At 59.0% G+C, this 26,827-nt stretch carries 24 protein-coding genes; all 24 read left to right on the top strand.

Annotated features, from left to right (window positions below):
- Positions 1-2,163: calcium-binding protein (locus FQ187_RS30715; RefSeq protein ID WP_149629183.1), on the top strand; the 2,163-nt coding region annotated here is incomplete at its 5' end.
- A gap of 279 nt (positions 2,164-2,442) precedes the next feature.
- A complete protein-coding gene (rfbF, locus tag FQ187_RS09010) occupies positions 2,443-3,216 on the top strand; it encodes a glucose-1-phosphate cytidylyltransferase (RefSeq protein ID WP_149629182.1) in 774 nt (257 codons plus the stop codon).
- Positions 3,198-4,280, top strand: coding sequence for a CDP-glucose 4,6-dehydratase (rfbG, locus tag FQ187_RS09005; protein ID WP_149629181.1), 1,083 nt, complete (start codon positions 3,198-3,200; stop codon positions 4,278-4,280). The genes rfbF and rfbG overlap by 19 nt, the downstream gene beginning before the upstream one ends.
- The gene (locus FQ187_RS09000) at positions 4,277-4,837 is read left to right on the top strand and encodes a dTDP-4-dehydrorhamnose 3,5-epimerase family protein (protein WP_134421363.1); all 561 of its coding nucleotides are present in this window, start codon (positions 4,277-4,279) and stop codon (positions 4,835-4,837) included. Before rfbG ends, FQ187_RS09000 begins: the two co-directional genes overlap by 4 nt.
- Positions 4,834-6,060 (top strand): class I SAM-dependent methyltransferase, encoded by a 1,227-nt coding sequence (locus FQ187_RS08995; protein ID WP_149629180.1) that lies wholly within the window; start codon positions 4,834-4,836, stop codon positions 6,058-6,060. Before FQ187_RS09000 ends, FQ187_RS08995 begins: the two co-directional genes overlap by 4 nt.
- Positions 6,057-6,914: an NAD(P)-dependent oxidoreductase gene (locus tag FQ187_RS08990; RefSeq protein WP_149629179.1), complete on the top strand. Its 858-nt coding sequence runs from the start codon at positions 6,057-6,059 to the stop codon at positions 6,912-6,914. The genes FQ187_RS08995 and FQ187_RS08990 overlap by 4 nt, the downstream gene beginning before the upstream one ends.
- Positions 6,904-7,974, top strand: coding sequence for a class I SAM-dependent methyltransferase (locus FQ187_RS08985; RefSeq protein ID WP_149629178.1), 1,071 nt, complete (start codon positions 6,904-6,906; stop codon positions 7,972-7,974). The genes FQ187_RS08990 and FQ187_RS08985 overlap by 11 nt, the downstream gene beginning before the upstream one ends.
- A gap of 17 nt (positions 7,975-7,991) precedes the next feature.
- A complete protein-coding gene (locus tag FQ187_RS08980; RefSeq protein ID WP_149629177.1) occupies positions 7,992-8,729 on the top strand; it encodes a cephalosporin hydroxylase family protein in 738 nt (245 codons plus the stop codon).
- A 52-nt stretch (positions 8,730-8,781) separates the two neighbouring features.
- On the top strand, positions 8,782-11,718 hold the full coding sequence (locus FQ187_RS08975) for a TIGR00180 family glycosyltransferase (protein ID WP_149629176.1): 2,937 nt from the start codon (positions 8,782-8,784) through the stop codon (positions 11,716-11,718).
- Between the two features lie 30 nt (positions 11,719-11,748).
- Positions 11,749-12,750 carry a UDP-N-acetylglucosamine 4,6-dehydratase (inverting) gene (gene pseB / locus FQ187_RS08970; RefSeq protein ID WP_149629175.1) on the top strand — a complete coding sequence of 334 codons (1,002 nt, stop codon included), beginning with the start codon at positions 11,749-11,751 and terminating at the stop codon, positions 12,748-12,750.
- Entirely contained in the window at positions 12,747-13,910 is a 1,164-nt protein-coding gene (gene pseC, locus FQ187_RS08965; protein ID WP_149629174.1) for a UDP-4-amino-4,6-dideoxy-N-acetyl-beta-L-altrosamine transaminase, read from the top strand. The genes pseB and pseC overlap by 4 nt, the downstream gene beginning before the upstream one ends.
- 6 nt (positions 13,911-13,916) lie before the next feature.
- Positions 13,917-14,612 carry a pseudaminic acid cytidylyltransferase gene (gene pseF, locus FQ187_RS08960; RefSeq protein WP_149629173.1) on the top strand — a complete coding sequence of 232 codons (696 nt, stop codon included), beginning with the start codon at positions 13,917-13,919 and terminating at the stop codon, positions 14,610-14,612.
- Positions 14,609-16,114, top strand: coding sequence for a UDP-2,4-diacetamido-2,4,6-trideoxy-beta-L-altropyranose hydrolase (gene pseG / locus FQ187_RS08955; protein ID WP_149629172.1), 1,506 nt, complete (start codon positions 14,609-14,611; stop codon positions 16,112-16,114). The genes pseF and pseG overlap by 4 nt, the downstream gene beginning before the upstream one ends.
- Positions 16,107-17,159 carry a pseudaminic acid synthase gene (pseI, locus tag FQ187_RS08950; RefSeq protein ID WP_149629171.1) on the top strand — a complete coding sequence of 351 codons (1,053 nt, stop codon included), beginning with the start codon at positions 16,107-16,109 and terminating at the stop codon, positions 17,157-17,159. The genes pseG and pseI overlap by 8 nt, the downstream gene beginning before the upstream one ends.
- Before the next feature lie 229 nt (positions 17,160-17,388).
- On the top strand, positions 17,389-18,315 hold the full coding sequence (locus FQ187_RS08945; protein WP_149629170.1) for a ketoacyl-ACP synthase III: 927 nt from the start codon (positions 17,389-17,391) through the stop codon (positions 18,313-18,315).
- Between the two features lie 83 nt (positions 18,316-18,398).
- Positions 18,399-19,691 carry a motility associated factor glycosyltransferase family protein gene (locus FQ187_RS08940; RefSeq protein WP_149629169.1) on the top strand — a complete coding sequence of 431 codons (1,293 nt, stop codon included), beginning with the start codon at positions 18,399-18,401 and terminating at the stop codon, positions 19,689-19,691.
- Entirely contained in the window at positions 19,688-19,954 is a 267-nt protein-coding gene (locus FQ187_RS08935) for a hypothetical protein (protein WP_134421376.1), read from the top strand. Before FQ187_RS08940 ends, FQ187_RS08935 begins: the two co-directional genes overlap by 4 nt.
- A gap of 248 nt (positions 19,955-20,202) precedes the next feature.
- A complete protein-coding gene (locus FQ187_RS08930) occupies positions 20,203-21,048 on the top strand; it encodes a flagellin domain-containing protein (protein ID WP_149629168.1) in 846 nt (281 codons plus the stop codon).
- Positions 21,049-21,119: 71 nt separating this feature from the next.
- Positions 21,120-21,488, top strand: coding sequence for a flagellar protein FlaG (locus FQ187_RS08925; protein WP_008151040.1), 369 nt, complete (start codon positions 21,120-21,122; stop codon positions 21,486-21,488).
- A gap of 82 nt (positions 21,489-21,570) precedes the next feature.
- A complete protein-coding gene (fliD, locus tag FQ187_RS08920) occupies positions 21,571-23,013 on the top strand; it encodes a flagellar filament capping protein FliD (protein WP_149629167.1) in 1,443 nt (480 codons plus the stop codon).
- Between the two features lie 126 nt (positions 23,014-23,139).
- Positions 23,140-23,535, top strand: coding sequence for a flagellar export chaperone FliS (gene fliS, locus FQ187_RS08915; RefSeq protein ID WP_149629166.1), 396 nt, complete (start codon positions 23,140-23,142; stop codon positions 23,533-23,535).
- Between the two features lie 10 nt (positions 23,536-23,545).
- Positions 23,546-23,842 carry a hypothetical protein gene (locus FQ187_RS08910; RefSeq protein WP_008151048.1) on the top strand — a complete coding sequence of 99 codons (297 nt, stop codon included), beginning with the start codon at positions 23,546-23,548 and terminating at the stop codon, positions 23,840-23,842.
- 174 nt (positions 23,843-24,016) lie between these two features.
- On the top strand, positions 24,017-25,492 hold the full coding sequence (locus FQ187_RS08905) for a sigma-54 dependent transcriptional regulator (RefSeq protein ID WP_149629165.1): 1,476 nt from the start codon (positions 24,017-24,019) through the stop codon (positions 25,490-25,492).
- A 128-nt stretch (positions 25,493-25,620) separates the two neighbouring features.
- Positions 25,621-26,826, top strand: coding sequence for a PAS domain-containing sensor histidine kinase (locus FQ187_RS08900; protein ID WP_178122692.1), 1,206 nt, complete (start codon positions 25,621-25,623; stop codon positions 26,824-26,826).
- Position 26,827: the final 1 nt, after the last annotated feature.

The following is a 26,827-nucleotide window of genomic DNA, read 5'->3' as shown; positions in this document are numbered from 1 at the left end:
ATCGGTTCGGCATTCAACGACAGCTTCACCGTTGCATTGGGCGGGATAGCATTCGAAGGCGGTGCCGGGGACGATATCTACTACATCAACACCAGTGCCACGCCGAGCATCGTCGAGCTGGCCGATGGCGGCAACGATGAAATGCGTGTGTCGGCGGTCAACCCCAGCCACACCTACATGGCAGCCAACGTGGAGCGCCTGACCTTTGTCGGCACTGGCGCGTACACCGGTTGGGGCAACGCCAGCGACAACATCATCACTGGCGGTTCGGGCAACGACACACTGTACGGCGGCGCGGGTGCCGACCAGTTCATCGGGGGTGCCGGTTATGACACGGCGGGCTACACCGATAGCACCGTGGCAGTGAACATCAACCTGAAGACCGGCGTGCATTCCGGGATCGGGGCGGGTGACACCTTCACTGACATCGAGGCGATCAAGGGATCGAACTACAACGACACCTTTGTCGGCGATGGCCGGGGCACGGACTTCGACGGTGGAGTCGGTACTGATACGGTCGATTACTCGACGTCGGCGGCAGCGGTGAACGTTGATATCCGTTTGGGTACGGGCCTGGCCGGTACCGGTGGCGACGCCGAAGGCAGCACCCTGACCAACATCGAAAGAGTCATCGGTTCGGCATTCAACGACAGCTTCACCGTTGCATTGGGCGGGATAGCATTCGAAGGCGGTGCCGGGGACGATATCTACTACATCAACACCAGTGCCACGCCGAGCATCGTCGAGCTGGCCGATGGCGGCAACGATGAAATGCGTGTGTCGGCGGTCAACCCCAGCCACACCTACATGGCAGCCAACGTGGAGCGCCTGACCTTTGTCGGCACTGGCGCGTACACCGGTTGGGGCAACGCCAGCGACAACATCATCACTGGCGGTTCGGGCAACGACACACTGTACGGCGGCGCGGGTGCCGACCAGTTCATCGGGGGTGCCGGTTATGACACGGCGGGCTACACCGATAGCACCGTGGCAGTGAACATCAACCTGAAGACCGGCGTGTACTCCGGGATCGGGGCAGGCGATACCTTCACCGGCATCGAAGTGATCAAGGGGTCGAGCTACAACGACATTTTCTATGGCGGTACCACTGCCATGGGCCTGGACGGTGCCGTTGGGCAGGACCTGGTCAGTTACGAGCTTTCGGACTCTGCGGTGACCATCGACCTGACCACCAATGCCAACGCCGGAGATGCCGCGGGTGACACCTACACCAACATTGAGTTCTTCCAGGGCAGCAACTTTGATGACACGTTGTCGGGTTCGCGGTTCGGTGACGTCTTTATCGGTGGTGCAGGTGCGGATCTGATTGACGGCCGCGAGGGTCAGGACAGCGTCTTGTACATCACCAATACCACCGCTGTGGACATCAACCTGCAGACCAACGTCAACCAGGGCGGCGACGCCCAAGGTGACGTACTGCGCAACATCGAGCGCTTAGTGGGCAGCCACTTCAATGACACCCTGACCGGTGATGCCAACGTCAACTACCTTGAAGGCGGGTTGGGTAACGACGTCATCTACGGTGGCGACGGCAACGATTACCTCTACGGCGGGCTGGTGTCCCAGATCGGGCCATTCACGCTGGATGGTCTGATCAACGGGCCGCAGGCTGACACCCTGTATGGCGGCAATGGCAACGACACCATCGTCACCGCAGCCAACGACGAGGGTAGCCAGGCCTATGGTGAAGCAGGGGGCGACATCATCACGGTGACTCATGGCATGGCTGATGGTGGGGACGGTGGCGACCTGCTGACCGGCACGGGCTCCGGTTTCTCGCTGTTTGGCGGTGCTGGCGATGACAAACTGGTGCTGCAAGCCAGTGGGTCGGCCTTTGGTGGCGAAGATGACGATACCTACAACGTCAACACATCGGCATTGGTGACGATCCAGGACGATGGCATCAGCCGCTCCGACAAAATAGTGCTGTCGTATATCAGCAGTGCCGAACTGCTGGTTGATCGTGTCGGTGATGACCTCTACCTGCACCGATCGAGTGTTAGTCCAGGACAGGTTCCGCAGGAAGGTGTACAGCTCAAGGACTGGTTCGCCGGTTCCGATACCATCGAGCAAATCCAGACGGCGGACGGACAGCTCTTCAACATGCCGGCCAACAGTGATGCGTTTGCCATGTTTGGCTGAGACCTGAATCAGGCACCTTCTCTCCTGCAACGGGATTGAAGGTGCCCGCTTTACGCTTGGGGACGAACCCGGTCTGCATGATCCGGATTCGTCCCTTTTTTGTGCCTGCTACCTGGACTCATGAGCTGGCGCGTTTCCTGCAAGTCCCCCTCATATCGCCATAAAACGAGCGCTTGCGGCCGGTACGCCAGCGCCTGACACGGCAGAGCGTTTTAGCCAGATAGCCCGCAAAAGCTTGAATAGCTTGGCCGAGCTCTGTGAAGAACAAGAGGGGAGACGATGAAGGCAGTAATTCTGGCGGGTGGCTTGGGCACGCGCATCAGCGAAGAGTCGCACCTCAAGCCCAAGCCGATGATCGAGATCGGTGGCAAGCCAATTCTTTGGCACATCATGAAACAGTACTCCGCCCATGGGATTCATGACTTCGTGATCTGCCTTGGCTACAAGGGCTATGCGATCAAGGACTTCTTCGCCAACTACTTCCTGCACACCTCCGACGTCACCTTCGACATGCGCAACAACCGCATGGACGTGCACCAGAACTACAGCGAGCCGTGGAGCGTCACCCTCGTCGACACCGGTGAGGAAACCATGACCGGCGGGCGTCTGTTGCGTACAGCCCCCTATCTGAGAGACGAAAAAGCTTTCTGCTTCACCTATGGTGATGGCGTCTCGGATGTCGATATCAGCGGTTTGATCAAGTTCCATGAAGCCCACGGCAAGATGGCGACGGTCACTGCCGTGCAGCCGCCGGGACGTTATGGCGCCCTGCAACGGGTTGGCGATCAGGTCATGGGGTTCACCGAGAAACCCCGTGGCGACGGTGGCTGGATCAATGGCGGGTTCTTTGTCCTGTCTCCTCAGGTTCTGCCCTTCATCGCCGGTGATGCGACCAGTTGGGAAGCGGAGCCGCTGATGCGTCTGGCGGAGCTTGAACAATTGCGTGCCTTCGAGCATTCCGGCTTCTGGCAACCGATGGACACCCTGCGTGACAAGAACCACCTCGAAGCGCTGTGGCAGAGCGGGGAGGCCCCATGGAAGCAATGGGACTGAGCCCGGAATTCTGGCGCGGCAAACGCGTTCTGCTGACCGGCCATACCGGTTTCAAGGGCAGCTGGCTGACGTTGTGGCTGCAAAGCCTCGGTGCCGAGGTTAGTGGATTTTCGCTTGATCCATCGACCGAACCGAGCCTGTTCGAACTGGCCCGGGTGCACGAGGGCATCAACGATCAGCGCGGCGACCTGCGTGACCTCGGCGCCTTGCTGGAACTGATCGCCGAAGCGCAGCCGGAAATCGTCCTGCACCTGGCGGCTCAGCCGCTGGTGCGCGAAGGCTATCGCGACCCACTGGGGACTTACTCCAGCAACGTCATGGGCACGCTCAATCTACTCGAAGCGATCCGTCAGGCCGGTGGCGTGCGCGCGTGCGTGCTGGTGACCACCGACAAGGTCTACGCCAACAAGGAATGGCTGTGGCCGTACCGCGAAGATGAAGCCCTTGGCGGACATGATCCTTACAGCAGCAGCAAGGCCTGCTGTGAATTGCTGGCACAGTCTTACGCCGCTTCGTTCTTCCCGGCCGAGCGCTATGCCGAACACGGTTTTGCGCTGGCCACGGCCCGGGCCGGCAACGTGCTGGGCGGTGGTGACTTCGCGCCGGAACGCTTGATCCCTGATGTGCTCAAGGCCTGGTCGGCGGATGAGCCGGTGACCCTGCGCTACCCGCAAGCCGTGCGCCCATGGCAGCACGCGCTGGAACCACTGGCCGGTTACCTGCAACTGGCCGCCGGCCTCTATGAAAAAGGTCCTGAGTTTGCCGGCGCCTGGAACTTCGGCCCGAGCGACGCGGACATGTGCAGCGTCGGCGAAGTGGTCGAGCTGCTCGCCAACCGCTGGCCGCAAGCACGCGGCTTGCGCATCGAACCGAGTGATCTGCACGAAGCCGGTCTGTTGCGTCTGGACAGCAGTCGCGCCCGTCAACGGCTGGCCTGGAAGCCGCGCTGGTCGTTGCAGCAATGTCTGACTCATACCCTCGATTGGCACCTGGCGTGGCAAAACGGCGACGACATGCGCGCCATCACGCTGGGCCAGTTGAACCTGTACCGAGGCGCGCTGTGAGTGAGTTTCTGTTGAAGTCATTGCCGCTGGCCGGACTGTTCAGCGTGCAGCACAAACGCTTCGAAGATGAGCGCGGGCACTTCGCTCGGCTGTTCTGCGAAGGCAGCCTCAGCGCCTTCGGCCAGCCGTTTCATATCCGCCAGATCAACCATTCCTGCACCCGTGAACGGGGCAGTGTGCGCGGTCTGCATTATCAGAACGCCAGCGCCCCGGAAGCCAAACTGATCACCTGCTTGCGCGGTGAAGTCTGGGATGTGGCGGTGGATTTGCGCCCTGACTCCGAGACCTTCCTGCACTGGCACGCCGAACATCTGCGCGCTGACGATGGCCGCAGCCTGTTAATCCCGGCCGGTTTTGCCCATGGTTTCCAGACCCTCACCGATGACGCCGAATTGCTTTACCTGCACAGCGCTGATTACACGCCTGCGCATGAGGGCGGTTTGTCGGTGAACGATCCACGGCTGGCGATTGCCTGGCCGTTGCCTGTCAATAATCTGTCGGCCAGGGATTGCAGCCATCCCTTGCTCGATGAACACTTCGCTGGAGTGCGTGTATGAATTGCCGTGGTTGCGCTACTCCTCTGGCTTTGCCGCTGATTGACCTTGGCACTTCGCCGCCGTCCAATGCCTACGTGCGCGCCGATCAGCTGGAACAAGCCGAGCAATGGGTGCCGCTGAAGGTCGCGGTGTGTCAGCAGTGCTGGCTGGTGCAGACCGAGGATTACACCAGTGCCGACAGCCTGTTCGACGCCGAGTATGCTTATTTCAGTTCGTTTTCCAGCACCTGGCTGGCCCATGCCGAGCGCTATGTGGCCGAGATGGTCGAGCGTTTCGACCTGACGGCTGAAAGCCGCGTAGTGGAAATCGCCGCCAACGACGGTTACCTGTTGCAGTACGTGGCCGGGCGCGGCATCCCTTGTCTGGGCGTAGAGCCGACCCGCAGCACCGCGCAAGCCGCACGGGGAAAAGGCCTGGAGATCCGCGAGCTGTTCTTCGGTCGCGATACCGCGTTGCAGCTGAAAAACGAAGGCTGGGCCGCCGACCTGATGGCCGCCAACAACGTGCTGGCCCACGTGCCGGACATCAATGATTTCCTCGGCGGTTTCGCGACCTTGCTTAAGACGACGGGCGTGGCGACGTTCGAGTTTCCGCAATTGCTGACGCTGATGGCGGGGCAGCAATTCGACACGCTGTATCACGAGCATTATTCGTACCTGTCACTGACCGCCGTGCAATCGCTGTGCGAGCGCAATGGTCTGGAGGTGTTCGATGTCAGCCAGCTATCGACCCACGGTGGTTCGTTGCGCGTGTTCGTTCAGCGCGTCGACGGTGTACGCCGCGAGGTCCAGCCAACGGTTCAACTGCAACTGCAAGCCGAGTTCGATGCCGGTGTAAAAACCCCCGAGTACTACACGACCCTCGCGCCCGCCGCCGAGCGCATCAAGCACGAACTGCTGCGTTTCCTGTTGCAGGCGAAAGCCGACGGCAAGCGTGTGGTCGGGTACGGCGCTGCCGCCAAGGGCAACACCTTGCTCAATTACGCCGGGGTCAAACCGGACCTGCTGGCCTGGGTCGCCGATGCCAACCCGCACAAGCAGGGCAAGTATTTGCCGGGCAGTCGCATCCCGATCGTTTCGCCGGCGCAGATCGATATTCAGAAACCGGATTACGTGCTGGTCCTGCCGTGGAATTTGCTGCATGAAGTCAGCCAGCAACTGGCTCAGGTTCGCGAGTGGGATGGCCGATTTGTCATCGCCGTGCCTGAGTTGACCGAGCTGTGAGGGTCCTGGTCACCGGCGCCACCGGGTTTGTCGGCTGTCATCTGGTCGCGGCCTTGCTTGCTCGTGGTTGCGAAGTTCGCGCCGTGGCGCGCAACGCCGAGACCGCCGCGAGCATGCCGTGGATCAATGCGGTGGAGTTCATCGCCGCGGATGTTCACGCCGCTGACCTGGCCATCGCCAAGCTGACCGCTGGTGTCGATGCCTTGGCGCATCTGGCCTGGCCGGGGTTGCCGAACTATCAGGCACTGTTCCATTTCGAGCACAACTTGATGGCTGACTACCGGTTCATCAAGGGCGCGGTCGAGGCGGGTGTCTCGCAGGTTTTGGTGACTGGCACCTGTTTCGAATACGGTCTGCAGAGCGGGCCGCTCAGCGAGCAGACCGCGCCGCAGCCAAGCAACCCTTATGGGCTGGCAAAGAACACCTTGCGCGTGTTCCTCGAAAATTTGCAGCGCGAGATGTCATTCACCCTGCAATGGGCGCGGCTGTTTTACCTGCACGGCAGCGGACAGAACCCCAATAGTTTACTGGCGGCGCTGGACCGGGCGATCGATGCCGGGGACGACACGTTCAACATGTCGGCCGGTGAACAATTGCGCGATTACCTGGCCATCGATACTGCCGCCGGTCATCTCGCGGCGATCCTGCAACAGCGGGACTTCAATGGCGTGATCAATTGCTCAAGCGGCCAGCCGATTTCGGTCCGGGCGCTGGTCGAGCAACGGCTGCGTGAGCGTGGCGCATCGATCAGTTTGAACCTCGGTCACTACCCATACCCGACCCATGAACCGATGGCGTTCTGGGGCGTGGCGGACCGCTTGAAACAGCTACTGGGAGCAGAGCATGAGGCATGAGTTGTATCGGGTCACCGACCTGCCGGTGTTGCAGAATCGCACCTTTGCCGACCCGCAATCGGCCAGGGCTTCGGCCTCTGCCGACATGGTGTTGGTACAGGATGAGCAGAGCGGGTTGATCTTCAACCAGGCCTTCGATGCCGACATGCTCAGCTACGACGCCGATTACCAGAACGAACAGGCGCATTCGGGCCAGTTCCAGAAGCACCTGAGCGATGTCGAAGGGATCATTGCCCGGCACTTCAAGGGCCAGGAGCTGATCGAAGTCGGCTGCGGCAAAGGCTACTTTCTCGAACTCCTGAAAGGTCAGGGCTATGCCATCACCGGCATCGACCCGGCCTACGAAGGCGACAATGTCGACGTGATCAAGGCCCCGTTCACGCGCGGGCTGGGTCTGGCGGCGGATGCCATCGTGCTGCGTCATGTGCTCGAACACATTCAGGATCCGGTGAGCTTCCTTGTCGAGATCGCCGAGGCCAATCAGGGCGGGCAGATCTACATCGAAGTGCCGTGCTTGGACTGGATCCTCGAGCATCGTGCCTGGTTCGACCTGTTCTACGAGCACGTCAATTACTTCCGCCTCGATGACCTGCGCCGGATGTTCGGTACCGTGCAGGAGGCCGGTCACCTGTTCGGTGGCCAGTACCTGTACATCGTTGCGGACCTTTCGACCTTGCGCCTGACCCCGGAGCAACCGGTACCGCGCCTGGACCTGCCCGAAGGTTTCACCGCCAGCCTCGACCGCGCCGTTCAGATCATTCAGGCCGCACCCGAACAAGGTTCGGCGATCTGGGGCACGTCGTCCAAAGGCGTGATCTATTCGCTGTTCCTGCAACGGGCCGGGGTGGCGGTGGATCGCGTGGTGGATATCAATCCGGCCAAGCAGGGCCCTTATCTGCCGCTGAGCGGCGTGCGGGTGTCCTCTCCACAAGAGGCCATGGATGGTCTGCCCGAAGGCGCCCATCTGTTTGTGATGAACTCCAACTACCTCGAAGAAATCAAGCGGATGACCGGTGGACGCTATGTCTATCTCGCCGTCGACAGCGCTTCGTTCCAGTGACCATTGAGAATTTTCAAATGACCGACAACAGCATCAACAAAGCCTTCGAAGCGGAATGCCGGGAACAGATCGCCCAGCAAGGTGACGACCAGAAACTCACCGGCCTGGCCCGGGAGTTCTTCAACGAATCGGCCAAGCACAAATACAGCTACCACTTCTCGTGGATGGGCCGTCCGATCATCCAGCTGCCGCAAGACATGATGGCCATGCAAGAGATCATCTGGCAGGTCAAACCGGACCTGGTGATCGAATGCGGTATCGCCCATGGCGGTTCGATCATCTACTACGCATCGCTGCTGGAGCTGCAAGGCCACGGCGAAGTGCTGGGCATCGACCTCGACATTCGTCCGCACAACCGCGAAGCCATCGAGAGCCACCCGATGAGCAAGCGCATTTCGATGATCGAGGGTTCGAGCATCGATCCGGCCATCGCCGCACAAGTGCGTGCCGCTGCCGAAGGCAAGAAAGTCATTCTGGTGCTCGACTCCAACCACACCCACGACCACGTACTCGAAGAGCTGCGCCTGTACGCGCCGTTGGTCTCGGTGGACAGCTACTGCGTAGTGATGGACACCGTGGTCGAAGACATGCCGGCCGATTTCTTCCCGGATCGTCCATGGGGCCACGGCGATAATCCGAAAACCGCCGTATGGAAGTACCTGGAGGAGAACAAGGACTTCGAAATCGACCGGCAGATGCAAAACAAACTGCTGATCACCGTGGCGCCGGACGGCTATCTGCGTCGCGTTCGTTAATCAAAAAACAGCTTCAGGTACTTGGCGATCGGCCGGTTGTGGGGATAGGAAAATGCAGGTTCAAAGCAGCACTCAAACCAACGTGACACCACTGAACGAGCTGTTCACAGTGGTGGTAATCACCCACAACCGCAGTGCGTTCCTGCGTCGTACCTTGCAGTACTACAGCAGCTACTCCGCCAAGGTGCTGGTGCTGGATTCGTCCGTGCAGGGGGATGAGCGCCTCGCGGCCGACTTCCCGTTGGTCGACTATCGCCATTTGCCTCAGTTCACCTACACGGGTTTTCAGCAAAAGCTTGCGTATGGCGCCAGCCAGGTCACCACGCCGTACATGGTGCTGGCCGCCGACGATGACTTCCTGCTGCACGATGCATTGACCGAGTCGGTGAACTTTCTCGAGGCCAACCCCGATTACGGTATGTGCCACGGCTACTGCCTGATGTACCTGACGCACTCCAACTATGTGCAGTACTATCGTCGCGACAAGAAGGTAAAAGAGGATTACAACGCCGAGCGCGCGCAGGATCGTGTGCTCGACTACATGGGCCAGTACATCCCGCCGTTCTATGCGGTGCACCGCACTTCGCTGTTGCAGGACTGGTACGCGGCCATGCCGGAGGGCACAATTTTCGAGTGGCTGGAAATCGGCCATGTGTATTACATGCTCGCGCGGGCCAAGGCGCGGATTCTGCCAATGCCTTATGTGGTGCGGGAGGTCAACTACGGTCGTTCGGATCACAATACCGAAATCATTCACGTCCTGAGTTTCAAAGACGCCCGCTCCGTCGCCGAGCGTGAGCGCTTTGCCGGTTTCCTCGCCACGTTGCCGACTGGCATCAGTGGCCTGAACCAGGCGCAGACCGCCGAGTTCGCCCTGCAAAGTTTCCAGGCGCTGGCCGACAGCCTGGCCGCGCGCAATGCCTTGACGATCGAGCCGATCTTCGAGTCCTACTGGAAAGACCCTACCATCGGCCCGAAACGCGCATTCGGGCCTCAGCAGTATGTCGAGATGCCGTTCTACAACCAGGCGTTTTTTGATCAACTGACCGAATGCGAATTCCTGCTCCATGCGATGCCTGCCGGACGCTTGCAGCTGGAAGAAATGGAAGGTGCGTTACTTCAGCAGCACACGTTGCAGCGCATCTATTCCAATGACACGTCCGAGACCATCCAGAACCGTTTGCTGCATGCCGTACAGTTGGGCGCCTTCAACCGTAGGGTCGTGCAAAAACTGGTGCAACAACTGCTGGACATGGGTGAGAGCGCCGATGCGAAAATATTGACTGACTGGATTGCACGCCTGGACAGCGTACCGACCTACGACAGCCGTCAGTTGCTGGACAGTATGCCCTCCGGCCGGCTGTTGAACTGGTTGCAGGCACGCCAGCCGAACGACACCGCGGTACGGAAAATCAATCAACATCTGGCGGCCAACGAGGGCGGGCCTCAGTTCGGCATACTGCTGCTGGATCTTGAAGCCGACATGGATAAGTTGCAGGTCACCTTTGACAGTCTGATGGAAAGCGCTTTCCGCGCCTTTAAGGTGGTGGTCTTCACCACCGGTGATTTGCCCGAGATCACCACCGAACAAAATACCGTGCATTTTGTAAAGGTCAGTGCAAGCAACTACGTCGATAGATTGAACCAGATTGCCCAGCGCTCGACCTCGGACTGGCTGCTGTTGGCCGAGGCTGGTGATGAATTCACTGCTGCCGGCTTCCTGCGCGCCAGTCTCGAGTTGCAGAACGCCGAAGGTTGCCGTGCGGTGGCGATGGATGAGATTCATCGCCGTAGTAACGGCACATTGACCGAAGTTTTCCGTCCGGACTTCAACCTCGACCTGCTGCAAAGTCTGCCGGCGTTGACCGCCCGGCATTGGCTGATCCGACGCGAGGTGCTGGTGGATGCTGGCGGTTATGCCCGCGAGTTCAGCGATGCCCTGGAATTCGACCTGCTGCTGCGCCTGATCGAAGCTGGCGGGCTGGCGGGTCTGGCGCATTTGGCCGAGCCATTGCTCATCACCCCGGCGGTGGAGATGGCACCGAACGAGCACCAACGTCAGACTTTGGTGCGCCACCTGGCAACCCGTGGCTATCAGGCGCAGGTAAGCGCTGAGGCATTTGGTGGCTTGCGGATCGACTACCGCCACGCCGGGCGTCCGAAGGTGTCGATCATCGTACGCAGCGAAGGCTGTCAGGAGCAATTGCAGCGCTGCCTGGTGAGCGTATTGCAGCGCACGCGCTATCAGAACAACGAAATTATCATCGCCGACAATCACAGTCAGTCAGCCGATCTGCTGACGTGGCTCGACAGTCTGGAGCAAAACGGCGGCGGGCGGATTCGCCTGATCAAGAACGAGCAGCGCGTGAGCTCGTCGGCACTGCTCAACCAGGCCGTCGCGCAGGCGCAAGGTGAGTATCTGATACTGCTCGCAGAAGACGCCGAGGTGGTCAATGCCAATTGGGTCGAAGCCTTGCTCAATCAGGCTCAGCGTCCTGAAGTGGGTGTGGTGGGTGCCAAACTGGTTGATCGCGAGGGCAGCGTGACCGGTGCCGGTCTGATTCTGGGTCTGAAAGTTGGCGTGGCTTCTGCGTTCATCGGCGAGAAAAAAGACGCACCGGGTCATATGCATCGACTGCTGGTTGAGCAAAATTATTCGGCAGTCTCCGACGCTTGTCTGATGGTGCGCAAGGAGGTGTTCGACGCACTGGGCGGGTTGGATGAAGAACATTTCGAGCAAGCGTATGCCGATGTCGACTTTTGTCTGAAAGTCGCCGATGCCGGGTTGCTGACCGTATGGACGCCACAAGTGCAAATCGCCCACCCCGGCACTTTGCCGGATCACCCGCAGGCGGCAGCTGGCCTGCATGACAAGTGGCCGGCGCGCTTCGCCCAGGATGCGGCTTACAACCAGAATCTTTCCCTGGCGGGCAAGGGCTTTACTCTTGGCGACGCTTCCAGTGTGAACTGGGCGCAGTTGCTCGCATAAGCCTGACTGACAGGTAAAAGGACTCAAGGCATGTTCAACGGTAAATCAATTTTCATCTCTGGCGGCACCGGCTCGTTCGGGCGCAATTTCATCCGCCGGTTGCTGGAGCAATATCAGCCCAAGCGTGTGGTGGTGTTCTCCCGCGATGAGCTCAAGCAGTACGAGATGCAACAGACGTTCAATGCGCCGTGCATGCGTTATTTCCTCGGCGATGTGCGTGATGCCGAGCGTTTGCGTCAGGCCATGCGCGGCATCGATTACGTGGTGCATGCCGCAGCGCTGAAGCAAGTGCCGGCGGCGGAATACAACCCCACCGAATGCATTCGCACCAACGTCAACGGTGCGGAAAACATCATTGCCGCGGCCATCGATAACGGCGTGAAAAAGGTCGTTGCGCTGTCCACCGACAAGGCTGCCAGCCCGATCAACCTGTACGGCGCGACCAAGTTGCTGTCGGACAAGTTGTTCGTCGCCGCGAACAACATTGCCGGGGATCAGAACACGCGTTTTTCGGTGGTCCGCTACGGCAACGTGGCCGGCTCGCGGGGATCGGTGGTGCCTTTTTTCAGCAAGCTGATTGCCGAGGGCGCGCCAGAGTTGCCGATCACCGATGAGCGCATGACCCGTTTCTGGATCACCCTCGATCACGGCGTGCAGTTTGTGCTCGACAGCTTTGCGCGCATGCACGGTGGTGAAGTCTTTGTGCCGAAGATCCCGTCGATCCGCATCATCGATCTGGCGCTGGGGATGGCTGAGCATTTGCCACACAAAAACGTCGGCATTCGTCCGGGAGAAAAACTCCATGAGCTGATGGTGCCGCTGGACGACGCGCGCATGACCCTGGAGTTCGATGATCACTACACCATTCAGCCGTCGATTCGTTTCACCAGCGTCGATGTGGATTTTGCCGTAGACAAACTGGGCGAGCAGGGCAAGCCTGTGAGCGAGGATTTCGAGTACCGCTCCGACACCAACCCGCACTTCCTGTCGGTAGGCCAGATCGCAGATCTGCACGCGGAGCTGTCGGCATGATTCCCTACGGTCGGCAAAGCCTCGATCAGGCGGACATCGATGCGGTGGTCGCCGTGTTGCAGTCCGATTGGCTGACACAAGGGCCGACCATTGAACGCTTCGAACAGGCCGTGGCCGAGCGTTGTCAGGCCGATTTCGCGGTGGCGGTATGCAATGCCACGGCGGCGCTGCACATTGCCTGCCTGGCGGCAGGGCTCGGTCCGGGTGATCGCTTGTGGACGACGCCGAACACTTTTCTGGCCTCGGCCAACTGCGGCCGTTACTGCGGCGCTGACGTCGACTTCGTGGATATCGATCCGCTGACCTGGAACCTCGACGCCTACACCCTGGCGGCGAAGCTCGAAGCTGCCGAGCGTGAAGGCACGCTGCCGAAGGTTCTGGTGGCCGTGGCGTTTTCCGGTCAAAGCTGCGACATGCGCATGATCGCCGAGTTGGCCGAACGCTATGGCTTTACGGTGATCGAGGATGCGTCCCACGCGGTCGGCGCATCCTATGCCGGGCGTCCGGTGGGGTGCGGCGAATTTGCGGCGATGACGGTGTTCAGTTTTCACCCGGTGAAGATCATCACCAGTGCCGAGGGCGGCATGGTCCTGACCAATCGCCCGGAATTGGCCGAGCGCCTGCGACGTCTGCGCAGCCACGGCATGACCCGCGATCCCCAGCAGATGACCGAATCCAGTCACGGTCCCTGGTACTACCAGCAAGTGGAATTGGGCTTCAATTACCGGATCACCGATCTGCAAGCGGCCCTCGGTCTGTCACAGCTGAATAAGCTCGACGGCTTCATCGAGCGTCGTCGTGAGCTGGCGGCGCGTTATGACCGATTGTTGGCATACCTGCCGCTGACCTTGCCCAGCGCGCAACCTGATGCCGAGTCGGCGTGGCATCTGTACGTGGTGCGGTTGCAACCTGATCGGATCAATCTCAGCCATCGGCAGGTGTTCGAAGGGTTGCGGGCAGCCGGGATCGGGGTGAACCTGCACTATATTCCGCTGCATTTGCAGCCGTACTATCGTGATCTGGGGTTTGCCGAGGGAGACTTTCCGCAGGCCGAGCGTTATTACGCCGAAGCCATCAGCCTGCCGATGTTTCCTTTGCTGAGCGATGAACAACAGGACTTCGTAGTCGAGCAACTGCGTCGGTTGGTTCTTGAGGAGTAGTGACACTTGAGCTGCGTTGCAATCATTCCGGCCCGCGGTGGCAGCAAGCGAATCCCGCGCAAGAACCTCAAGCCGTTCGACGGTGTACCGATGATCGTCCGTTCGATCCGTACGGCACTCGATTGCGGGTTGTTCGATCAAGTCGTCGTCAGTACGGATGACGAAGAAATTGCCGACGTCGCCCGGGCTCATGGCGCGCAGGTGCCGTTCGTGCGGCCTGTCGAACTGGCTGATGATTTCACCGGGACGGCTGCGGTGATCGTGCATGCCTTGAACCAATTGCCGATCTTCGACTTCGTCTGTTGCATCTACGCTACCGCGCCGCTGTTGCAGGCACGCTATCTGCGTCAGGGGCATGAATTACTGGTGCAGCATCCGGACAAGTCCTTCGCTTTTTCCGTGGCCGGTTTCGGCTTCCCGGTGCAACGTGCCTTGACCCTCGACGAGCAGGGTGCCTTGACCTCGCTCTATCCGGAGTTTCGCAACACCCGCTCCCAGGATTTGCCTGAAGCCTATCAGGATGCCGGCCAGTTCTATTGGGGGCGCACAGAGGCCTGGTTGCGCGGCGATGTGCTGTTTTCTCCGGCGAGCCTGCCGGTGATTCTGCCGCGGCATCTGGTGCAGGACATCGACACCCTTGAAGACTGGAAGCGTGCCGAATACCTCTATGCCGCTTTGAAAGCTGGCGGAGAGCTGCAATGAGAGTGCTGATCCGCGCCGATGCGTCGCCGACCATTGGCAGCGGTCACATTGCTCGCTGTTTGACCCTGGCCAAAGTCTTGCGCAAGCAGGGCGCGCAGGTGGCCTTCGCTTGCCGCCTGTTGCCGGGCCATCGACTGGATGCACTGCAAGCTGAGGGCTTTGAAGTCTTCGCCCTGGCGGATCGTTACCCTGATGAAGACCCGCAGCAGGCGATCGAATCCTTGCTGCCGTGGCAGGCTGACATCGCTGCACTTGAGCAGGCGCTGAGCAATCATCCTGCCTTCGATTGGATCATTGTCGACCACTACGGCCTCGACCATCACTGGCAGACCGCGGCCCGCCGCTGGGCGCCACGGATCGCCGCAGTGGACGACCTCGCCACGCGCACCTACAGCGTTGATTTGCTGCTCAATCAGAATCTTTCGGGTACGCCAGAAGCCTACGCTTCGCTGCTGACGCCCGGTTGCCTGGCGTTGCTCGGTCCACGGTTTGCCCTGCTGCGCGATGAGTTCTGTTGCCCGGCAATCGAAATCAAACCCAAGGCCAAAAGGGTGCTGGTGAACTTTGGCGGCTTCGATGTGGCGATGCAGACACACCACGCGATGCTCGCGCTGGTGGATCTCCATGAGCTGGAGGTCGATTTCGTTGCCGGTGCCGACAACCCTGCCTGGGTGCAGATGCAGGCACTTGCTGCCAGTCGTCCGAACTGGCGCTTGCACAGTTTTGTCAGTGACTTTTACCGACTGATGACCGAGGCCGACCTGTTTGTCGGTGCCGGTGGCGGTACCAGTTGGGAGCGGGCGGCCATGGGGTTGCCGACGATCTGCATTGCGGTCTCGAATAATCAGCAGGCCAACGGCGAACTCATGGCGACCTCAGGTTCCCATGTGTATCTGGGCACCCGTGAACACGTCAGCGTCGAGCAGTTGCGTCAAGCTATCGGTTTTGTCGCGGGCAATCAGGGCCTTCGCCAGAGTCTGGCCGAACGTTCGCGGCAGTTGGTCGATGGTCGTGGTGCGCTGCGCGTTGCGGCAGTGCTGGCCGGTGCGGTTGTGCAGGTCCGCCAAGCGACCGTAGACGATGCGCAGTTGTTACTCGAAGGGCGCAATACCGAAGCGGTGCGGCGTTGGTCACTGGAGACCGGCGTTATTGAATGGCAGTCGCATCAAAACTGGCTGGCCGCAAGTTTGAGTAATGCTCAACGCTTGCTGTTGATCGCCGAGGCCGATGACGGTCCGGTGGGTGTGTTGCGTTATGACTTGTGCGGCGTTGAAGCTGAAGTCTCGATTTATCTGTTCCAAGGCCGATTCGGCCTGGGCTGGGGCAGAGCGCTGCTGGCGCGGGGCGAAGCCTTCGTGACCACCCACTGGCCACAACTGCAGGCCATCACCGCTCTAGTGTTGCCGGAGAATCAGTCGTCGCTGAAGCTGTTTCGCGAGGCTGGATTCACCCAGCGTGCTTGCGCGTTCACGCGCATATTGAAGGATCACCGCAATGACTAGTTTCAAGATCGGCAACCGCTTAATCGGTGCTGACGCGCCGCCGTTCATCATTGCCGAGATGAGTGGCAACCATAACCAGTCCCTTGGCGTGGCGCTGCATATCGTCGAAGCCGCGGCCAAGGCCGGCGCTCATGCCTTGAAGTTGCAAACCTACACCGCCGAGACCATGACCCTGGACCTGTCCGAAGGTGAGTTCTTCATCAAGGACCCTGACAGCCTCTGGGCCGGTTCTTCGCTGTACGCGTTGTACGAAAAAGCCCACACACCGTGGGAATGGCACGCGCCGATTTTCGCCCGCGCCAAAGAGCTGGGCATGCTCGCGTTCTCCACACCGTTCGATGACACCGCGGTGGACTTCCTCGAAAGCCTCGACGTGCCGGCCTACAAGATCGCCAGTTTCGAAAACACCGACCTGCCACTGATTCGGCGGGTCGCCGCCACAGGCAAGCCGCTGATCATTTCGACCGGCATGGCCAGCATCGCTGAACTCGACGAAACCGTCCGTGCCGCCCGTGAGGCCGGTTGCAAGGATCTGGTGTTGCTCAAGTGCACCAGCACTTACCCGGCGACGCCCGCCAACAGCAACGTGCGGACGATTCCTCACTTGCGCGAATTGTTTGGTTGTGAAGTTGGCCTGTCCGATCACTCCATGGGTGTCGGAGTGTCTGTCGCCGCGGTGGCACTGGGGGCGACGGTGGTGGAAAAACATTTCACCCTCGATCGTGCAGCGGGTGGCGTGGATGCCAGTTTCTCTCTGGAGCCTGACGAGCTGGCCAGTCTGGTGATCGAAACCGAACGCGCCTGGCAGGCCATGGGCCATGTGCATTACGGTGTGACTGACGCCGAGCGCAAGTCGCTGGTGTACCGCCGCTCGCTCTACGTGACTCAGGACATGGCTGCCGGCGAACCCTTTACCGTCGCTAATCTGCGGGCCATTCGTCCGGGTCTGGGGTTGGCTCCAAAACACACGGAAACGCTCCTGGGCCGCCGTGCCCGTCAGGCCATCCCGCGCGGAACGCCGCTGGACTGGTCGTTGGTCGAATAACCCCTTGTGGCGCTGATTCGGCAAAATAGCGTGACCTGCGAGTCATAACGCGCATCTTCACTGTATTGTATTAATCGGGAAGGTGGCGCCTGGCCTGTTTTTGGCCCAGTGATAGCCTTTTATTCTTCCCGTCTGTCGCTCCCTCGGGGCGACATTTTTCTCTGTTTGTCGGCGCCCCTCGAATCATTGCGAGCGGTGGTATTGGGCTGTTTATTATTGGGAAGCCGTAATGATTGGCATAAAAAGCATTGCGAGCTACGTTCCTGTAGCCGGCGTGGACAATTACGCACAAGGTGCAAAATTCGAAAAGGATGAAGAATTCATCCTGGGCAAGATCGGTTCGGCCTTCCTGCCGCGCAAAGACGCCGGGCAGGAAACTTCGGACCTGTGTGTCGAAGCAGCTAATGCGCTGTTCGCCAACAATCCCGATTTGAACCGTGAATCCATCGACGTGCTGATCGTCGTCACTCAGAACGGCGACGAAGAAGGCCTGCCGCACACGGCGGCCATCGTTCAGGACAAACTCGGACTGCCGACCACCGTCGCCGCGTTTGATATTTCCCTGGGCTGCTCCGGCTACGTCTACGGCATCTACGCCATCAAGGGTTTCATGGAAGCTGCTGGCTTGAAGAATGGCCTGCTGATCACCGCTGATCCGTACTCGAAGATCGTCGACCCGGAGGACCGCAACACCACCATGCTGTTTGGTGATGCCGCCACCGCGACCTGGATGGGTGAAAACGCGCCATGGCAATTGGGCAAGGCCAAGTTCGGCACCGACGGTTCCGGTGCGCCGCACCTGAAGGTGACCGACGGGGTGTTCTTCATGAACGGCCGTCAGGTGTTCAATTTTGCGCTGCTTAAAGTCCCGGCGCATTTGCACGAGTTGCTGGCTGATTCGCAACTGACCGCTGACGATATCGATGCCTTTTGCATCCATCAGGGCAGTGCAGCGATTGTCGATGCCGTGGCGCGACGCTTCGAAGGCGAGCCTGAGAAGTTCATCAAGGACATGGTCGAGACCGGCAACACGGTGTCATCGAGCATTCCGTTGCTGTTGGAAAAACATGTACTGGACTCCACCTGGAAGCGCGTGGCGTTGAGCGGTTTCGGCGTTGGTTTGTCATGGGGCTCGGCGATTATCTATCGCCCTTGATCTTTCAAAAGCCAGGCACAAAAAAAGCGTTCAAGGTGTAACCTTGAGCGCTATTTTTTTGCCCGAACGAAAAGTGAGGCTCCATGAGCGAGTTCTTTGAGAGCAACGTCGACGTCATACAGCGCCGCTGGCCGATGCTTTCTGCGCGCTTGCTGGTTGAGAACACAAGCCTGTTGCAGGCTGAGCTGGTGGAAGGCCTGGGCTCGACGCTGAGCATCAACGGCATTCAGCTGACCAGTCGCCATGACCGCACCCGTGAGGCCAGCCTTCAGGCTGACAGCCTGCCGATCGACAGCCCCGTGGTGCATGTGTACGGCACCGGGCTTGGTGACCTGCAAATGGAGTTGTTGGCGCGCACCGGGCTTGAACGTTTGTACGTGCACATCCTCAACGGTGCGGTGTTTGCCCTGGTGCTGCAACTGTTGGATCAGCAGCAGTGGCTCAGCGATCCGCGGGTCGAGCTGATGTACGCCGGCGATCTGGCGGAAATCCAGCTGCCGTTTTTCGCCTTGCCGTCCGAGCTGGGATTGGCGGATGACTTCAATGCCAAGATCCGCGATCGCCTGATCAGTGAAACCCACTTGATGTTCAATAACCGTGAGTTTGATCCTCAGGCTCCGGACATCGTCGAGCGCTTACAGGCGAGTCTCAGCCTGGTCCAGGCCGATGATGATGTCGCCCGGCTGTTCGATACGCGGCCTGGGCTGGAAGTTTTCGTGATCGCCACCGGGCCGAGCCTGGAGCTGCACTTCGAGACATTGCGCGCAATCCGCCATCAGGTAGAGCGGCCGCTGTTCATCTGTGTCGATACCGCTTATAGGCCGCTGCTTGATCACGGCATCCGTCCCGACATCGTCGTCAGTATCGATCAGCGCATCTCGACCCGGCACCTGCCGCCTGAAGGAACGACGGACATTGCCCTGGCATACATGCCGATGGTCGATCCACATGTGCTGAAAGCCTGGCAGGGGGCGCGGTATGTCGGTTACTCCGCCAGTCCAATTTATCAACACATGCGACAGCAGTTACCGAGAGGCGAGCTGTATGTCGGTGGCAGCGTGATTCATCCGGCGGTGGACCTAGCGGTGAAAATGGGCGCGGCGCAAATTACCCTGTTCGGTGCCGACTTTGCCTTTCCAAACGACAAGACCCATGCGGGCTGGGACGATGGCGACCTGGGGCCACAACTGGGCGCGGCCAAACACTGGGTGCTTGATGGTCACGGCCAACGAGTCAAGACCCAACTCAACTTCCGTAGCTACCTGTGTGAGCTGGAGCGCTATATCACTGCGCATCCACACGTCGTCTTCTACAACAGCAGTCGAGCCGGGGCCATGATTGCCGGCACGACATTTCATCCGGAGTTCAGTCAATGAGCGAAGTGTTACTCGTTGATCAGGCCCGGCAATGTTCAGCATTGTTTCGCTTGGGAAGGGATGTCGAGGCTGCGCTGGTCATGGTCGAGATAGCGGAGCGGGTGCAGTCGCGGGTCGGCGGGGCAGACAGCCAGATTGCGGCCCGGTGGATGGCATTGCTGACATGCCTACTTGATAGTCAGGAGCGACAGGACTGGCTGGCGCTGGCGGACTACCTTGAATACGAACTGGTCGATTTGCTGGTGGCTGTCGATTCCGCGTAATCTGTAGCAGATCAGCGGGAGCGGGGCTGTAAGGAGGTTTTTCGGCAGTTCTCTGGCGTCATTTTTTGGTGGTTGGATCGTCGCTAGGCCTTTGTTTTAAAGGGGGTGGCAGGGTGATGGCAAAAAAAATTCAAAATCCCCTAAAGCAACCTGCGTTGGCGACGATAACTATTACGAAGGTTCTCTAGGCCATACCGGGCGGTTGCCAGGGCCGGAAGCCGCAGTACCCAACCAACGAGGAATTCGTCATGGCTTTAACAGTAAACACCAACACTACATCTCTGAATGTTCAGAAAAACCTGAACCGCGCTTCCGACGCTCTGTCGACTTCGATGACCCGTCTTTCTTCCGGCCTGAAAATCAACAGCGCCAAAGACGACGCCGCCGGCCTGCAGATCGCTACTCGTATGAATTCGCAAATCCGTGGTCAGAACATGGCTATCAAAAACGCCAACGACGGTGTTTCGATCGCTCAGACCGCTGAAGGCGCTCTGCAAGAGTCGAGCAACATTCTGCAGCGTATGCGTGAAATCGCCCTGCAATCGCGAAACGACTCCAACGGCACTGCTGACCGTACCGCTCTGGACAAAGAATACCAACAGTCGATCGCTGAACTGACCCGTATCGCTCAGTCGACCAACCTGAACGGCAAGGCACTGATCGACGGTACTGCTGGCGCGATGCAATTCCAGGTAGGTGCAGGTACTACTTCCGACAACCAGATCACTCTGACCCTGTCGACCAGCTTCGACGCCAGCGCCCTGGGCATGACCGGTACTACCATTTCCGGCGTTTCCAACACAGCTAACCACATCTCTGTTGATGCTTCTATCTCGGCTATCGACACTGCTCTGGCAAACATCAACGCCACTCGCGCTGACTTGGGTGCTGCTCAGAACCGTTTCTCGACTACCATTTCCAACCTGCAGAACATCAACGAAAACGCCAGTGCTGCACTGAGCCGCGTACAAGATACCGACTTCGCTGCTGAAACTGCACAGCTGACCAAGCAACAAACTCTGCAACAAGCTTCCACCGCAGTTCTGGCTCAGGCCAACCAGCTGCCATCCGCTGTACTGAAACTGCTTCAGTAATAGCTGATGAGTTTTGGCGGGGGAGTGCGCTTGTCGTGCTCCCTCGCTTTTTACTTTAAGAGGTGATGGACATGGATATGAGCGTGAAGCTGAACTTGTCTTATCCAGCTGCGAAGCCGGCGACGACCGTTGCTGACAAGCCGGTGGAAAAGCCTCGAGCCGATGCCCTTGTGGTGGCGCCGGTCAAGGATGAACAAAAGCAAGACTCGGTATCCGAGCGGGACAAACTCAAGATGGCCGTTCAGGAAATTGAAAAGTTCGTTCAGTCGGTCAAGCGCAATCTGGAGTTCTCGATCGACGAGCCTTCGGGCAAAGTAATTGTCAAGGTTATTGCCAGTGACTCGGGTGAGGTGGTTCGCCAAATCCCCAATGAAGAAGTCCTGCGGCTGGCCAATAGTTTGAATGATGCAAGCAGCCTGTTGTTCAGCGCGAAAGCCTGACAGCTGGCATGAATATTGTTGCTATGTTCTTTTGGACGTTGTAGTGGTCAAAAGACCGGCGACACACTGAAGGGAGATATGCATGGCAAGTCCAATTTTACCGGGCACGGGTTTAGGCTCTGGCCTTGATACCGGTGCTATTGTCAAAGCCTTGGTCAATGCCGACAAAGCAGCCAAGCAGAACCAGATCGACCGTCAGACGACCACCAACACCGCGCAGATTTCCGGTATCGGTAGCCTCAAAAGTGTCCTGGCGAACTTCCAGACTGCAATCAAGAATCTGGGCAATACCCAAACTCCGCAATTCCTGGGTTACAACGCCACCTCCGCTGACGCGAAAGTATTGACCGCTGTAGCCAGCAACACGGCTGTCAACGGCACTTACGTGATCAAGGTCGCTAATCTTGCGACCTCGTCCAAAGTAGCTACCGCAGCTTTTAGTGGCGGTACCAGCAGTGCCATTGCGAGCGGCACGCTCAATATCACGCAAAACGGCGTTTCCAGTTCTGTAACCATTCCGGCGGGCGCGACGTTACAGTCGGTTCGAGATGCGATTAACACCCAGCAGGGCGCCAACGGCTTCAGTGCCAACATCGTGACCGACTCGTTTGGCTCGCGTCTGGTGATGGGTTCCACGGTGACCGGTGCCGGTTCCGATATCACCCTCAGCGGTATCGCTGGTCTGGAGATCAATGCCGGCCAGCAAATGGGTGCAACACCGACAGCTACTTCGGCGGGTGCCATCGGCGAATTCGCGGTGGACGCCAAGTTCACCGTGGACGGGCTCGCGCTGACCAGCAAAAGCAACAAGGTTGACGCGGCCATTTCCGGCTTGACCCTGAATCTGGTCGCCGGTGGTGATGCAACCACGACGGTAACGGTCGGCCCGAACAGTGATGGTCTGAAAAAATCCATTCAAGCTTTCGTTGATGCGTATAACCAGGTTGTGACCAGTGTTAATGCGCTGACCAAGCCTTCCCTGGATGACGATGGCAAACCGACCATTGCTGCTGCACTGACCGGTGACCCGTTGGCACGCGGCATTCTGGCATCGATTCGTTCGCCGTTGGTCACTACCGGTGCGGGTGACAAACTTACTGTTCTGTCGCAATTGGGTATCACCACCAATCAGAAAACCGGTGCGCTGGATTTCGATAGCACCAAGTTCACCACTGCGATGGATACCCAGAAGCTCGGTGGTGAGGTTCAGAAACTGTTCCTGGGTGATCCGGCGGCGACTGGCGATGCCGCCAAAGGCCTGTTGACGCGCATGAACGATGCAATCACCCCTTACACAGTCACTGGCAGTGAGGGTGTCCTCGATGCCCGTTCGACCAGCCTGGCCAAGGCCAAGTCGAATCTGGCCAACCAGCAGCTAGCTCTGGATCGCCGTATCGAGACGCTGACTGCTGTGCTGACCAAGAAGTACAACGACATGGATTCTCTGGTGGGCAAACTCAAGGCAACTGCCAGTAACATCACTTCGATGTTCGAGGCGATGAACGCGCAGAAAAACGCCTCATAGCGCATAAACGCCAAAAGCCCGGCAGCGGATTCCGCTTGTCGGGCTTTTTTTGGTTTGGTCTAAAGATTTTTGACGCCGTGTCGATACACTGGCTATACGAATCGCAGAGTTTTGATGAGGTACAGCATGAACCCGATGTTAGCCCTTCGGCAGTACCAGAAGATTGGTGCTCAGGCCCAGACTTCCGAAGCCAGTCCCCATCGTCTGGTGCAAATGCTCATGGAAGGCGGTCTGGATCGCATCGCTCAGGCCAAAGGTGCCATGGAGCGCAAAGATATTCCCAATAAAGGCATTTTCATCGGCAAGGCGATCGGGATCATCGGCGGCTTGCGTGAAGGTCTGGACCTGGAGAATTCTGTCGAGTCCGTGGGTGAGTTGAACAAGCTGTACACCTACATGATGAAGCGCCTGACGGAAGCCAACGTCAAAACCGATCCAAAGATTCTCGACGAAGTCGCCGACCTGCTTCGCACCGTCAAAGACGGCTGGGATGCTATCGCCGCGCCGGGTCCGCAGTTTTAAGGAGATCACCATGAGTCTTGTATTGCAGCGAATCGAACAAACCCGCGAAGGCCTTGTCGGTGCTTTGGCCGAGCGTAACTGGGAAGCCATTGGTGAATTGGACCTGGCTTGCCGTTCCTGCATGGAAGACGTCTTGAGTGAAGCTTCGGTGGACGAGGCCGCGTTACGCGATAATCTTGAGGAGTTGTTGGGGGTGTATAAACAGCTTCTGGAGGCAGCGACAGGGGAGAGGCAAGCGATAGTTGATGAGATGTCGCAGATCCACCAAGCGCAGAGCGCGGCAAAGGTTTACCATCTGTTCGGTTAATTAATCCCCGGTTAATCCAAACATAGTGCGCCATAAATTTGACTGTGCACGGTTTTTTGACTTAACTAGTGGCTGGTTGAACATTTCAGGCGTCTACAGGCATCAACGTGTCTGCAAGCGTCTAGCTTGCCCCCTCATTTCGGGCATTGAGTTGACTAGGGAAGTTGCAATTGCATGTGGCGTGAAACCAAAATTCTGCTGATTGATGACGATAGCGTCCGTCGCCGCGACTTGGCGGTGATTTTAAATTTTCTCGGCGAAGAAAATTTACCCTGCGGTAGCCATGACTGGCAGGAGGCTGTCGGCTCATTGTCATCAAGTCGTGAAGTCATCTGTGTCCTGATCGGGACCGTCAATGCTCCTGGCGCACTTACGGGCCTGTTAAAGACACTCTCAACCTGGGATGAGTTCCTTCCGGTTTTGTTAATGGGCGATAATTCTTCCGTTGACTTGCCAGAGGACCAGCGTCGCCGAGTGCTTTCGACCCTCGAGATGCCGCCCAGCTACAGCAAATTGCTCGACTCCCTGCACCGTGCCCAGGTCTATCGAGAGATGTACGACCAGGCCCGCGAGCGCGGTCGTCATCGCGAACCCAATCTTTTCCGTAGTCTTGTCGGCACCAGCCGGGCGATTCAACACGTCCGTCAGATGATGCAGCAAGTCGCCGACACCGATGCCAGCGTGCTGATTCTCGGCGAGTCCGGGACCGGCAAGGAAGTGGTCGCGCGCAACCTGCACTATCACTCCAAGCGTCGTGACGCGCCGTTCGTACCGGTCAACTGCGGGGCGATCCCGGCCGAGTTGCTGGAAAGCGAACTGTTTGGCCACGAGAAGGGCGCCTTCACCGGGGCAATCACCAGCCGCGCCGGGCGTTTCGAACTGGCCAATGGCGGCACGCTGTTCCTCGATGAAATCGGCGACATGCCGCTGCCGATGCAGGTCAAGTTGCTGCGCGTATTGCAGGAGCGCACCTTCGAGCGCGTGGGCAGCAACAAGACCCAAAGCGTCGATGTGCGGATCATCGCGGCGACCCACAAGAACCTCGAAAGCATGATCGAGGTCGGCACCTTCCGCGAAGACTTGTACTACCGTCTGAACGTATTCCCGATCGAGATGGCGCCGCTGCGCGAGCGTGTCGAAGACATTCCGCTGCTGATGAACGAGTTGATCTCGCGCATGGAGCACGAGAAGCGTGGGTCGATCCGTTTCAATTCCGCGGCGATCATGTCGCTGTGCCGCCACGGCTGGCCGGGCAACGTCCGCGAGCTCGCCAACCTGGTGGAGCGCATGGCGATCATGCATCCGTACGGGGTGATCGGCGTGGTCGAACTGCCGAAGAAATTCCGTTACGTCGATGACGAAGATGAGCAGCTGGTCGACAGCCTGCGCAGCGACCTTGAAGAGCGCGTGGCCATCAACGGTCATACTCCGGACTTCTCGGCTGGCGCCATGCTGCCGCCGGAAGGCCTGGACCTGAAGGACTACCTCGGTGGTCTGGAACAAGGGCTGATTCAGCAGGCGCTGGATGATGCCAATGGCATCGTTGCGCGCGCCGCCGAACGCCTGCGCATTCGTCGCACCACACTGGTGGAAAAGATGCGCAAGTACGGCATGAGCCGCCGTGACGGTGATGAACAGGCAGATGATTGACGCCTGTTTTTCAAGTCCTTCATTTGTAGGCGGTTTTTTTTAGGCACGGGTATTGCTACATCCCTCGCAACGTTCCGTTTAACTGACGGTCAGCCAAGCGAGAGAGCACAATGCCCCAAGCCGCCCAGATGTCTCCTGTCCCTGACGCTTCGGGACAACCGTCGTCCGTAGAGCAGGCGAGCCGGCTTGGCCTTGAGCAGGCGTTTGCACTGTTCAACCAGATGTCGAGCCAATTGACCGATTCCTACAGCATGCTCGAAGCCCGGGTCACCGAGCTCAAGGGTGAGCTGGCGGTGGTCAGCGCTCAGCGCATGCAGGAATTGGCGGAAAAAGAACGCCTGGCCAACCGGCTGCAAAACCTCCTCGATCTGTTGCCCGGCGGTGTCATCGTCATCGACGCCCAAGGCATCGTGCGCGAAGCCAACCCCGCTGCTTGTGAGCTGCTCGGTCTGCCCCTTGTAGGCGAGTTGTGGCGTCATGTCATTGCCCGCTGCTTTGCACCTCGGGAAGACGACGGTCACGAAATCTCGCTCAAGGACGGTCGGCGTTTGTCGATCTCTACTCGCTCGCTGGATGCCGAGCCCGGTCAGTTGGTGTTGCTCAACGACCTGACTGAAACCCGTCATCTGCAAGATCAGTTGGCCCGCCACGAACGTCTGTCGTCCCTCGGCCGAATGGTCGCTTCGTTGGCTCATCAGATTCGTACCCCCTTGTCCGCCGCCTTGCTCTACGCCAGTCATTTGACTGAGCAGGCGTTGCCGGTCGAGACCCAGCAACGTTTTGCCGGGCGCTTGAAAGAGCGTCTGCATGAGCTGGAGCATCAGGTTCGCGACATGCTGGTGTTTGCGCGCGGCGAGCTGCCGCTGACCGATCGCGTCACACCCAAAGTGCTGATGCAGTCGCTGCAGGCGGCAGCACTGCCCCATGTGCAGGACCTGCCGATTCGTTGGCAGTGCGACAGTCACGCAGGTGAATTGCTGTGCAATCGCGACACCCTGGTCGGGGCGATCCTGAACCTGATCGAGAACGCCATCCAGGCCAGTGGCGATGACGTCCGCTTGAAGGTCCACCTCTATACCCGTGACAACAACCTGCGCGTATCTGTCAGTGACAGCGGCAGTGGCATCGACACGAAAGTGCTGGCACGACTCGGCGAGCCGTTTTTTACCACTAAAACCACCGGGACCGGCCTTGGCCTGACCGTGGTCAAGGCAGTGGCGCGTGCCCATCAGGGAGAATTTCAACTGCGCGCCCGGCTGGGGCGCGGCACTTGCGCGCAGGTCATCCTGCCGCTTTTTTTCGGTGAAAAGCCCAGCGCTCAGGGAGCGGAGTGAA

Origin of the sequence: Pseudomonas sp. ANT_J28, assembly GCF_008370005.1 — a bacterium.
In the GTDB taxonomy this organism is placed as follows: domain Bacteria; phylum Pseudomonadota; class Gammaproteobacteria; order Pseudomonadales; family Pseudomonadaceae; genus Aquipseudomonas; species Aquipseudomonas frigoris.
The sequence above is the reverse complement of the archived record's forward strand: the minus strand, read 5'-3'. Positions and strand labels throughout refer to the sequence as shown.